The sequence below is a fragment of the Microcystis sp. M31BS1 genome (assembly GCF_020245285.1).
Classification (GTDB): domain Bacteria; phylum Cyanobacteriota; class Cyanobacteriia; order Cyanobacteriales; family Microcystaceae; genus Microcystis; species Microcystis panniformis.
In genome coordinates, this window is the sequence record NZ_JADBVE010000333.1 from 1 (window position 1) to 11,504 (window position 11,504).

The following is an 11,504-nucleotide window of genomic DNA, read 5'->3' on the forward strand; positions in this document are numbered from 1 at the left end:
AGCCCGATTGCATCGCAAAACACTCTGCTATTCTAAGTCTACAGAAATGTTAGGATACTCTATTCGTTTATTAATTCATTATCTGAAGTTTCAAGAAGTGCCTATTCCTTACTGATTCATAGCTTAATTCAGCAACGCCGATTTAACGTGGTCTTTTTATGGCTTAAGTGCATTTTATCGAGCGCAGGGACTTTATCAGCAAGGGGTTCTTTATTGTGAACGCTGTTTAACTCTGAGTGAACAACGCTTAGGCAAAAATCATCCTGATGTGGCGACCAGTCTCAACAATCTGGCGGAACTTTATCGCGCTCAAGGGAAATACGCAAAAGCAGAACCTCTCTTTTTGCGAGCGCAGGCAATTACAGAAAAGCAATTAGGAGAAGAGCATCCTGATGTGGCCAACAGTCTCAACAATCTGGCTGGTCTTTATTATGATCAAGGGAAATACGCAGAAGCAGAACCTCTCTTTTTGCGCTCGCTGGCGATTCGGGAAAAGCTATTAGGAAAAGAGCATCCTGCTGTGGCGACCAGTCTCAACAATCTGGCGAATCTTTATTGCGCTCAAGGGAAATACGCAAAAGCAGAACCTCTCTTTTTGCACTCGCTGGGGATTACGGAAAAGCAATTAGGCTCCGACCATCCTGAAGTGGCGACCAGTCTCAACAATTTGGCGTTACTTTATGATTTTCAAGGGAAATACGCAGAAGCAGAACCTCTCTTTTTGCACTCGCTGGGGATTACGGAAAAGCAATTAGGCTCCGACCATCCTGATGTGGCGACCAGTCTCAACAATTTGGCGTTACTTTATGATTCTCAAGGGAAATACGCAGAAGCCGAACCTCTCTTTTTGCGAGCGCTGGCGATTACAGAAAAGCAATTAGGAAAAGAGCATCCTGATGTGGCCAACAGTCTCAACAATCTGGCTGGTCTTTATTATGATCAAGGGAAATACGCAGAAGCAGAACCCCTCTATTTGGGAGCACTGGCGATTCGGGAAAAGCAATTAGGAGCAGAGCATCCTCATGTGGCCAACAGTCTCAACAATCTGGCGGATCTTTATCAGTCTCAAGGGAAATACACAGAAGCAGAACCTCTCTATCAAAGAGCGATTGCTATTTTGATAGCCACACTAGGCGAAAATCACCCTAACACGCAAACAGTAAAAAATAATTATAATCTGATGCTTTCTCAACTTCCTGATGAGGAATTAAGCCAACGCTTTCCCCCCGAAATGGTGGAAATGTTGCGTAACCTAAGACAAAATTAGCTTTTTTTAAAGGAAGAATAAAAAACATGAACATCAAACAGCAACTACTAGAAAAATATCGCAAGCAAGGCTTAGAATTATGATTTTATGCGATACGGGAGTATTATTTTGTTTCGTTCTTATTTACTTCCAGAAATCCTCCACTTTATTCAATTTATGCCTTGAAGCCAAGCACCAAGTTCTTCTTCGGACATCTCGCCAGCCGCCACCGCCAGCATAGTTGCCACCACCTCGGCTTCTGGAGCGATTAACTCAATGCTATTAACTTGGAGAAAAGTCGCCATGACGACGAAAGCGGTGCGCTTGTTGCCGTCCACAAAGGGGTGATTTTTTGCCAGTCCCCAGCAATAAGCGGCGGCTAATTGGTACAGGCTGACATCGGGGTTGTAAGTGTGGAGATGGCGAGGTCTGGCGAGGGCGCTGGAGAGTTTTCCTAGGTCGAGGATGCCTTCGGCTCCGCCAAAGAGAGCGAGTTGCTGGTGGTGAATTGCTCTGGCTGCTTGTTCACTAATCCAGATGATTTCGCTCACTTGGCCAATTCCCGCAGGGCGTTGCGATAGCGGCGGGTAACTTGAGAAGCTGCTTTCATAATTTGCTCGAATTCTGGGTCGTAGGTGGTTAACTGTACCCCGTCTGGCGTTTCGGTGACGTATATCGTATCTCCTTCTCCCACCTGGAGTTTGTCGAGAACTTCTTTGGGGAAAGAGGCTCCTAATGAGTTGCCGATTTTGCAGATTTTGAGCTTCATTTTTTTACCTCATCGTTGTTTGTAGTCGCTGCGTCACTAGCGCAACAACAGTTGCAATAAGAAGCAGTACAATTAAAGATAAGCACCAGTTTAGTAATATCTTCCACTGTTTAAACGTTCATAGAACATTTTACACCATGATCTCGGAAAAGCCAAAATAAACCTCAAAAGAACCCAATGGAGTGGCAATCATTTTTTACTCTAAATTAACACTGACAAGAAAAAATCACCATGCAAACCCAACCGCTAGAATCAAACTCAACAAACCTGATTAAACTGCGCTCTAGTCAACCAGAATCGCTTAAATCAATGATTAAAATCGATCTGAATAATCGGCTACGGGACTTAGAAAGCGGATTACAAAAAACTCAAGCTCGCTTAAAAGAATTTGAAACCCAATATCAATGGTCAACAGAGCAGTTTGTTGATTTGTTTACCAACGATCAATTACAACACAGTGAAGATTTTGATGAATGGTTAGGAGAATCATGGATGCTTGACAAAATACAGCAAAAAATAGCCATCATTAAGGAGATTGAATTTGTTGATTGAGACTTACTTTGAGAGAATTAGAAAACTTCTCACAAACTCATCCATGATCCAAACTTTTGAACTTGACACATAAAAACGGACAGAGAGTCTCGGTTTTATTAGAGGAAATATTACCTTTATTGACGGCTCTCGGCTCTATATTCGAGAATTTGTCGAAGTAGAGATCAGCATAAACCGAGGCAAATATTCTTACCACTATATCAATCAAAAAGGTGATTTAATTTTCCGTTATGATAATGCTCCTCATCATCAAAAACTTAATTTTCCTTCATTTCCTCATCATAAGCATGATCGACATGAAGATAATATAGTAAGCTCAAAAGCTCCTTTTTTAGAAGAAGTTTTTCAAGAAATTGAGGATATTAACAATGAATTATCACTATAGTATTTTTATTCAATGGTCAGAAGAAGACAACAAATTTATCGCCCATCTCCCTGAATTTGTCCCTTATGCTCATACCCATGGTGAAACCTACCATGCAGCCCTACAAAATGCCCTTGAAGTTCTATATATACTTATCGAAGACTACACTGCACGAGACAAATCTCTCCCACCTCTCCAGGCTATTTCCGCATAGCCCAAATATTCTCAGTTCAGTAATATCTCCTAGTATTTAACCGTTCATAGAACATTTTACACCATGATCTCGGAAAAGCCAAAATAAACATTATGCAAGTTACGGCTTAAATCATTACTGAAGTTGTTATATCGCCTTCTTCTCGATCAGAACCAAAAAGCCCAAAATAAATCATGAAAACATCTTTTGCTTTATTATAAGAGTAATCCCCACAAACCGTAAGCGATTTATGTATCAAGTCACCGTTGATTACGCCAAAGCCAACCTAGAAGAACTCTGTGATCGCACTGAAAAAGAACCCGATGGAGTAGTGATCGTTCGTGAAAATCGCAGTTATATTCTCATTACTCAAGAAGAATGGGAATCCTTAGCTGAAACCTCCGAACTCATGCAAGATTCCAAACTATTACAACATATTGCATCAGCACGACGAGAATATGCCGCAGGAGAAACCCTGATAATGGAACAAGTATTTGGATGACAACCTACACAATTGTCTTTTCTAAACAAGCGCGAAAAGATACCGACGAACTCACCCAAAAACAAAAAGTCAAACTTCAATAAATTTTAACTAACATAATTGCAATTAATCCCTATATTGGCAAATCCTTAAAAGGCGATTTAGAAGGCTTGTATTCCTATCGCCTAAATAGAAAAGATCGTCTGCTTTATAAAATTTATGAAGACGATCAAACTATTCTGATTATTCGTACTAAAACACACTATGGAGATTAGGTAAGAGCGGTCATAATGTCTGAATTCATCCCCGTTTAGAATATAGCTTGCCCCTGTCAGGCAAAGATAGTAGTGATGCTGATCGCTACCGGGAAAAAGACGTAAGAAATGCACTTCAGGAACTAGCAAAATTAAATCAAGGAGACAACCCATGAATTATCGGCTCTTCTCGACTTTGTGTGATAATTTTTGCTTATAGAATCGTGAAATATTTACCTAGAAAGACTTTGAGGACTATTTTGCTGAAGAAACTATCAGTATAGACCCCGTTTCCACACAGAAACCAGAAGAGCCAATTATCACTATAGTATTTTTATTCAATGGTCACAACAATACAACAAATTTATCGCCCATCTCCCTGAATTTGGCCCCTATGCTCATACCCAGGGTGAAACCTACAATGCAGCCCTACAAAATGCCCTTGAAGTCCTAGATCTACTTATCGAAGACTACACTGCACGAGACAAATCTCTCCCAATTTTTCAGGCTATTTCCCCATAGCAAAAATATACTATATTACACTCAAAACGAATTTTATCTGAGCAATTATGGCTGAATTAAGTTCAAAAATTACGGCAATTATTTATTCTGGTGAACAACAAGAATATGTAGCCGAATGCGCGGAAATTTCGGTTGTGACCCAGGGAAATACCTTAGATGAGGTGGTTAATAATCTCAAAGAAGCTGTCTTATTATATTTAGAAGGAGAAGAGCCTAGTGAGTTTGGTCTAGTTGCCAAACCTTCTCTACAGATTACGGTTGAGTTACAGCCTGAATATGCCTAAACTGAAACAACTATCAGGCAAAGACGTGATCAAAATTCTCGCTCGATTTGGCTTTACTATTCACAGTCAACGAGGAAGTCACATTAAATTGCTTTGCATTTAGCAGATGTTGAAAATTGGCCCGAACCGCGAGGAATTGATACCTATCTAGAAGCTTTGCGAGATTCGGAAGGAAAAACATTTTTTCTGACTCATATTCCACTGGAGCAAGTCTTAGTTAGGGTTTGCTGAAAAAGTTTGTTGGTGGGGTTAGGAGTCGGTCGTTTCAGGCTTTGTTGCCCTTCTTTTTTGTACCAGTTTATGTACTATAAAAAGAATAATGCCAGGTTTTTGAATGTCCCAATCCTATATTCTGGCACCAACATCGGATTTTAACAGGTCAAAAGCCTTATTTTAAAAAGGTTTTACCATTATTCAGCCAGCCCTAAGTAGGTGGGTGGAATTAAATATAAGATGAACGTAGGTTGGGTTGAAGCATGAAACCCAACCCCCGCTCATGTTACGCTACCGCTAACCCATCCTACAAATAATTGTGCCTCCCTACTTATTAGCTGCTTTAGAGAAAAATCCCCCAAAACTCAAACAGTAATGCTGAAAAAGTCTTTGAGTGGCAACAGGGAACAGTTTTTGATGCCTTAAACCAGCCATCTTCGCTCATCAGACCCATAAACAAGCAAAATTATCTGTATATTTAATCACTTAATCAGAAGCATTTACCTTTGAAATAGCCGTTTTTAAATAGGAAACCACCTCATTAATTGCTACTTCTGACGCTTTTTTACTGGCTCTTTCGACTAATTCCACCTTACCCGATTTGAGAGATTTACCCGTGACAATGCGATAGGGAATCCCAATTAAATCCGCATCTTTGAACTTAACTCCCGCACGTTCACCCCGGTCATCTAAAAGGGTTTCAATGCCAGCTTGATTTAACTCATTGTATAAACTTTCGGCGGTTTTTACCTGCTCGGCATCAGCTAAATTGGGAATAACCACAATCGCTTGATAAGGGGCAATAGCTACGGGCCAAATAATGCCATCTTTATCGTAGGATTGTTCTACGGCTGCCTGTGCTAAACGCGATACTCCTATGCCATAACAACCCATACAAATGGGGGTAGATTCGCCCGCTTCATTAGTATAAAAAGCATTCATGGCTTGAGAATATTTATAGCCCAATTGGAAGATATGACCGACTTCAATTCCTCTGGCACTTTGCAAGGTTTGATTAGGATCATGAATAGCTCGATCACCTACCCGGGCTTTGCGTAGATCGACGATTAATTCCGGTAAGATAAAATCTTGACCCCAATTAGCTCCCACTACATGAAACCCAGTTTCATTAGCACCGGTGATAAAGTTTTCTAAGTCTGTCACTGTGTTGTCTGCTATGCGTAAAAACTGAGGAGCGATATCGCTGGCTTTTTTGAGCAAATTATCTTCTAAGTCAGGAGCAATATAACCTAAAGGTAAAGGTTTAGTTGCCCATTGCTGTTGAGCGGCAGCATCGGGTATTTTTAAAGCCAAAATTGTTTTAGCATTGTAACGGCTCGCCTGTCTAACTAATTCATTTTGTAGTTTAACTTCGTTAACCTCTTGATCACCGCGAATATGCAGTAAAACTAAAACAGTTATGCCGCTATCATACACCACTTCGTAGAGAACATTTTTGACGATAGCGGTGGCAGAACAATCGAGAAATTTAGCTAAACTTTCGATCGTGTTGGTGTTAGGAGTCTCTTTTTTAGCCAACTTTTTAAAGGGAGAAGCCACTTTATCTGCCGGCAAAGAAACGGCTTTTTCCACATTAGCCGCATACTTTTCATCGGCGGTAAATAAAACCTCATCTTCTCCAGCATCAGCTAAGACCATAAATTCTTGGGATGCGGAACCGCCAATCGCTCCAGAATCGGCTTCTACTGCCCGAAAAGCTAACCCACAACGGCGGAAAATATTGCGGTAAGCTATATCCATCGCTTGATAGGTTTTCTTTAAACATTCCTCGTCGAGATTGAAAGAATAGGCATCTTTCATAATAAATTCTCGTCCCCGCATTAAACCAAAACGAGGGCGAATTTCATCGCGAAATTTAGTTTGAATTTGATATAAATTAACTGGTAATTGTCGATAGGAACGAATTAAATCACGAGCGACGGCAGTAATTACTTCTTCATGAGTCGGTCCTAATCCTAACTCCCGGTTTTGCCGGTCCGTCAGGGCAAACATAATCCCTTCTGCTTTTGTGTAGGTGTCCCAACGGCCTGATTCTTGCCAGAGTTCCGCCGGTTGCAGTTGGGGAAGTAAACATTCTTGGGCGCCGGCTTTGTTCATTTCTTCCCGGACTATCTGGGAGACTTTCTGTAAAACCCGCCACATCAGGGGTAAATAGGCGTAAATGCCGCTGCCAATGCGACGAATGTAACCGGCACGCACCAAGCATTTATGACTGGGGATTTCCGCCTCGGCCGGATCTTCCCGGAGGGTGACAAAAAGCTGTTGAGAGAGTCGCATCCTATCGATATCCTTTTGAACAGAAGACTTTCTATTATCTCATCAAAGGAGAGCGACTGCAATTATCAATTACTTGTGTTGACAAACAATAACAGCGACCAGTTTACCGATTCTCAGGTATTTCCCCTCATAACTTGAGACTGGTTGGAGAAGCATTGAACCTTAGTTGCAATTGCCTAACTCCCTTGTTCTCTACTCTAGGAAATATGAGCGTTCAGGTCGGTCGCTGTTATCGTCGTTATCGAGACAGAATGTAACTTTAACAGGGTTTACTCCTTTGTGAACTTGACCTTATAACCTTGCCAGTTGATCTGTCAGGGAGGCTTTTCTCTCTAGCCTCAATTATTAATATAACATCGGATCGGAGCTAGAAGTCTTTCTCTTAATTAAACTTTACATTGCTGGGGTCAAGGAAAAGCTTAGATGTTTTGACGCTTGACCGACCATAACTCTTATTATTCAAAAATTATGGCAGCAGTGACCTCAACAGTAGTCAAAGAAAGCGCAGAAGAATTAACTAACTCAACAGACCAAAGAAGCAATCACCGCTAGGGAAAAAGACAAACTGCCGCTAAAGCAAGAAAAAGCTCCCACCCTCAAGGTGATAGCTAAAAGTTGATGGCATCATAGAAACACAGTGCCGAGCTGCTTGTGTAAATATCGTGAGCAAGGCAACGAAAAGAACTTTATAAAGTGAATCGGAACGATCCCTTAAACTTCCCGTTGCCGAGGTCCCAGTGAGATAGGTGAGTAGTATGCTTATCCACAGGGAGGCTTGATTTGGGCGCTATATATACAACCAGTCTCAATGGCTGGCTGGTACGAATTATCGTGTCTGACTTCAAATATGTTCTTGTTCCCCAAACTGAAACATCTTTGGCCTGTTTGCCGACAAGATACAAAGCTGAAATGATTGTGGCATCCGAGGCGATGCGGACGGCGAATGGGATTGATATCGCCCCTAAAGAACTCTTCGCCTTCACCATGAACTGCAAAGTTCTTGGCGCTATGAGTTGGACTCTGGTAAATGCGTAGCCATCTGAAGATTCTCCCTGCTTGAGATAGTCACTGCTTAGTCTTTCAATGATATCGAGATCAATTTCATGATCTAGCACTTCTGAAGGGGGGTGCGTCGGCCTGGAAAATCCCAAGAAACTGTGATCGGCAAATACGTCCTCAGCAGCGTAAGCCGTTTCTATTTGACCCATTTCATCTATGGTTATATGCCCGGGCCCGTGAAACCCATTAAAGTGATTGCTTACTGAATAGCAATATGCTCCTGCGTGTTGGATTAACAATGGATCCCCAGGACTCTGGCCTTCTAAATTGGTCGATGGTAGCAATATATCGCCGGCAAAACAAAGTGGCCCTCCAATAGCATCGTTCCCTTGAGTAGGCAGGGTGCGATGATTGCGATCAATAATTTGGTGGCTCCATGAGAGGAGAGTCACCTTGATTAGCTGGTCGGAGCCAACATCAACAATAGCCCAACGTCTGCCCCGCATCTGCTTAAGCTCGCGGATACGAGTCAACAAGGCGACGGCATTACCAACCAGTGCGTGTCCAGGCTCGACTATGTACTCAATACCGGGTAACAAGTGTTTCTTTAATGCTTCTGTGTACTCTGGGATTGTTGGAAACTGTTGCCCGTCATGGAAGTCAATGCCAAACCCACCGCCAAGATTTAGTTTTCTCATGCAATGATTCGAGCTGGCTTCGATTAAGTTTTTCAAATGATGAATAAACTGAACCGAATTATTAAATGCCGATACATTATCCATCTGAGTTCCAATATGGATATGCAAACCAGCTATAGGTAGTTTGCAACTGGCCAGAGCATCTGGCAATTCCTCGGATGGGATGCCAAACTTACTGTTAGGCGAGGCGTGAGAAACCAGATCCTGCCAATCAGTATTGTGGAAATACTCCACCGGTTTTTCTGGGTTAACTCGAACCAGCAAGTTCCCACTCCAATCCTTGCCATAAAGCTTATGTTGAAGGTCATCTAATATAGCTTGGGAGTCAGCAACTACTGTTGAGCCTCCATCGAGGAGATCTACCATTAGCTGGTGGTCGGGCGCCGGACTGTTGTATGTGATCCGATTCAACGGGAATCCGCAAGAAAGGGCCAACTCAACTTCATATTTAGAAGAGCAGTCTGCGGAGCATCCCAGGGATGCCAGTTCATTCAGAATCGCCATCGACGGATTAGCCTTGATCGGGTAGGCAACCTGAGATGGACTGCCGACAAGCTCCACAAAGTGGGACAGGTTCCGACGAAGCTGACCGACGTTCAGTATGTAGAGAGGAGACCCATGGCGTTTTGCTATCTCCTCGATGTCAATTGATCGCGTCCAAGTTTCCATAATCCCTTCTATAATCTCGCTTTTGTCCAACGCCTAGCATCACCCGCAAACAGCGATCAGTTTATCGATTCTCAGGTATTTCCCCCCACTACTTGGGACTGGTTGGAGAAGCATTGAACCTTAGTTGCAATTGCCTAACTCCCTTGTTCTCTACTCTAGGAAATATGAGCGTTCAGGTCGATCGCTGTTATCGTCGTTATGCCACCCTATCGAACCATACCAAGTAAGGAAGAACCTTTTTTTTTAGCTTCAATTATTAATGTAACATCGGATCGGAGCTAGAAGTCTTTCTCTATAATCAAAGTTTACATTACTGGGATCAAGGCAAAGCCTAGATGTTTTGACGCTTGACCGATGATAATTAACCTCATCGGTATCAGAAAAGAAGGGGGGGGGTTAACCTGAAAGAATACAAACGATTCAGAACCTCCATCCTACTTTAGCCGAGTCCAGCCTTCTCGAACCGGTCATCGAGTTTTTGGCAGTGCCTTCGGCATCGCAATCAACTGATGATGCGGGGTCAGACTGAAGGCGATGTTAGTCCAAAATTATTTATTTTGAATTACCATTGTTGCACAAGTAATTATATTTTCTAGATTGTTATACTCGGCTCTTTGTTTTTCAATATAATGATCAAATAAATATTTTTTGTCTGGATATTGTACCGCTAATTCTTGGCATCTTTGCTTAAGATAATTAAACTGCATTTCATACTCATCATTTTGATTTATTTCAGTTTCTGTATATTCTTTTATTAATTTCATGCCAGCTTTCTCGATTTGTTTTAACAGCATACTTTTTTTGATTATAAATTCATGCTTATAGGGTTGATCATCTTCAAAATATCCATCATCCAAGATAATTAGACCATCTTTTGTCAGATTTTTTTTTAAGATAGTCATAGTTTGAAAATAATTTCCAAATACAGGACCGATCGAGCCGAGGATAATTAGATTAAATTGGTTTAATGTCTTGATTATTTCTCGTGCGTCTCCTGAAATAAATTTACACCTTGAAGTAATTGCTTCTTCTCTAGCTTTTTTATTAGCGATTTCAATAAATTCTGGTATTGCATCGATTCCGAGGCAGTAGCAATCCAGTTCAATTGACAATTTTATCGAGACTGCACCTTTGCCGCAGCCTAGATCTAGTACATTTAATTCAGAATAATTATTTGTATGTGCTTTGACAATTTTAAGAATAGAATTTGCAGAAGAGCCTATTTCCCAGAAGTCCTGTAAAATATATGGAAGAAAAGGTAAGATTGACTTATCTTGGCAATCCATAGCCTGTGCAATAGTTTCTTCTAAGGTCTTCATTCTCTCTAAAAATTCCTGGACTAACTAAGTAGTCATGCAAAATTAATTACCTGCCCGATCGAGCTAAAACCCTTACGGGGCAATGATCGTCATGTGTAAATAATTTTGCCTAGGTACTTATTAATCATACCGCTTCCTGCGGTTCCGCACCCTCCTCTATCCTACTTCCATCAGTTAAACACCCCCTCAATTTGGCCATAATTACCGCAGAAGGGTTTCTAGTATTCCACTCAAAAGGTGCGTTAACTGGTTCTTCGGTTTGTGTTATGCAATGGACAGGAGTTATAAGGGATAAAACCCTTATAGAGAAAGACATTTGCTGATTTTTGTCAATTGTTTTCGATCTAGAGCGAACTAATCAATTAAATCTTTTGCCAGATAAGGATTTAGTCGATTTATGCCCCCCTATCGAACCATAACAAGTAACGAAGAGCCGGATTAAGCCGCCATTACTACTACCGAATCACCACCATCACCACCATTGTGCCTTTCTACTTATGTAGACTTTAGACGTTCATAATCTGAGATTTATTAAACTTCTGAAATCGTAGAGTCAGCAAGGAATCCAGTTCTTTTTTATGTTTCAGATGGGCATCATTCAAACATTCATAAATGGCTGAAGAAAAGTCAGAAAAGTTTTCAT

The 11,504-nt window shown here is 41.4% G+C and carries 12 protein-coding genes and 4 pseudogenes; 10 read left to right on the top strand and 6 right to left on the bottom strand.

Annotation, left to right across the window (positions count from 1 at the left end; all coding sequences use genetic code 11):
- Together IM509_RS18845 and IM509_RS18850 are read left to right on the top strand one after the other, a co-directional pair.
- Positions 1–115 (top strand): annotated as a pseudogene (locus IM509_RS18845) (IS1 family transposase); the annotation flags it as partial.
- Positions 116–160: 45 nt separating this feature from the next.
- Positions 161–1,267 (top strand): annotated as a pseudogene (locus IM509_RS18850) (tetratricopeptide repeat protein); the annotation flags it as partial.
- A gap of 149 nt (positions 1,268–1,416) precedes the next feature.
- Here the strand turns inward: IM509_RS18850 and IM509_RS18855 are convergent.
- Positions 1,417–1,797 (bottom strand): type II toxin-antitoxin system death-on-curing family toxin, encoded by a 381-nt coding sequence (locus tag IM509_RS18855; RefSeq protein WP_002745094.1) that lies wholly within the window; start codon positions 1,795–1,797, stop codon positions 1,417–1,419.
- A complete protein-coding gene (locus IM509_RS18860; RefSeq protein ID WP_052276508.1) occupies positions 1,794–2,015 on the bottom strand; it encodes an AbrB/MazE/SpoVT family DNA-binding domain-containing protein in 222 nt (73 codons plus the stop codon). Before IM509_RS18860 ends, IM509_RS18855 begins: the two co-directional genes overlap by 4 nt.
- A gap of 231 nt (positions 2,016–2,246) precedes the next feature.
- On the opposite strand from IM509_RS18860, the gene IM509_RS18865 reads away from it, so the two are divergent.
- The 8 genes and pseudogenes from IM509_RS18865 (at position 2,247) to IM509_RS18900 (ending at position 4,768) form a co-directional block, all read left to right on the top strand.
- Entirely contained in the window at positions 2,247–2,567 is a 321-nt protein-coding gene (locus IM509_RS18865; protein WP_052276509.1) for a hypothetical protein, read from the top strand.
- 88 nt (positions 2,568–2,655) lie between these two features.
- A pseudogene (locus IM509_RS18870) lies at positions 2,656–2,952 on the top strand (toxin-antitoxin system TumE family protein); the annotation flags it as partial.
- Positions 2,936–3,145, top strand: coding sequence for a type II toxin-antitoxin system HicB family antitoxin (locus tag IM509_RS18875; protein WP_002786743.1), 210 nt, complete (start codon positions 2,936–2,938; stop codon positions 3,143–3,145). The pseudogene IM509_RS18870 and the gene IM509_RS18875, both read left to right, overlap by 17 nt.
- Positions 3,146–3,374: 229 nt before the next feature.
- Positions 3,375–3,626: a type II toxin-antitoxin system Phd/YefM family antitoxin gene (locus IM509_RS18880; RefSeq protein ID WP_002802114.1), complete on the top strand. Its 252-nt coding sequence runs from the start codon at positions 3,375–3,377 to the stop codon at positions 3,624–3,626.
- A 104-nt stretch (positions 3,627–3,730) separates the two neighbouring features.
- Entirely contained in the window at positions 3,731–3,880 is a 150-nt protein-coding gene (locus tag IM509_RS24400; RefSeq protein ID WP_502882266.1) for a type II toxin-antitoxin system YoeB family toxin, read from the top strand.
- Between the two features lie 309 nt (positions 3,881–4,189).
- Positions 4,190–4,381: a type II toxin-antitoxin system HicB family antitoxin gene (locus tag IM509_RS18890; RefSeq protein ID WP_072925204.1), complete on the top strand. Its 192-nt coding sequence runs from the start codon at positions 4,190–4,192 to the stop codon at positions 4,379–4,381.
- Between the two features lie 47 nt (positions 4,382–4,428).
- Entirely contained in the window at positions 4,429–4,665 is a 237-nt protein-coding gene (locus IM509_RS18895; protein ID WP_052276510.1) for a type II toxin-antitoxin system HicB family antitoxin, read from the top strand.
- Positions 4,658–4,768, top strand: coding sequence for a type II toxin-antitoxin system HicA family toxin (locus IM509_RS18900; protein WP_223211819.1), 111 nt, complete (start codon positions 4,658–4,660; stop codon positions 4,766–4,768). Before IM509_RS18895 ends, IM509_RS18900 begins: the two co-directional genes overlap by 8 nt.
- Before the next feature lie 596 nt (positions 4,769–5,364).
- Here the strand turns inward: IM509_RS18900 and IM509_RS18905 are convergent.
- From IM509_RS18905 to IM509_RS18920, 4 genes and pseudogenes are all read right to left on the bottom strand, one after another.
- Positions 5,365–7,176, bottom strand: coding sequence for a proline--tRNA ligase (locus IM509_RS18905; protein ID WP_072925197.1), 1,812 nt, complete (start codon positions 7,174–7,176; stop codon positions 5,365–5,367).
- Positions 7,177–7,862: 686 nt separating this feature from the next.
- A complete protein-coding gene (locus IM509_RS18910) occupies positions 7,863–9,542 on the bottom strand; it encodes a diaminopimelate decarboxylase family protein (RefSeq protein WP_052278438.1) in 1,680 nt (559 codons plus the stop codon).
- Positions 9,543–10,090: 548 nt separating this feature from the next.
- Entirely contained in the window at positions 10,091–10,861 is a 771-nt protein-coding gene (locus tag IM509_RS18915; RefSeq protein ID WP_052276512.1) for a class I SAM-dependent methyltransferase, read from the bottom strand.
- Between the two features lie 506 nt (positions 10,862–11,367).
- Positions 11,368–11,504, bottom strand: a pseudogene (locus IM509_RS18920) (IS630 family transposase); the annotation flags it as partial.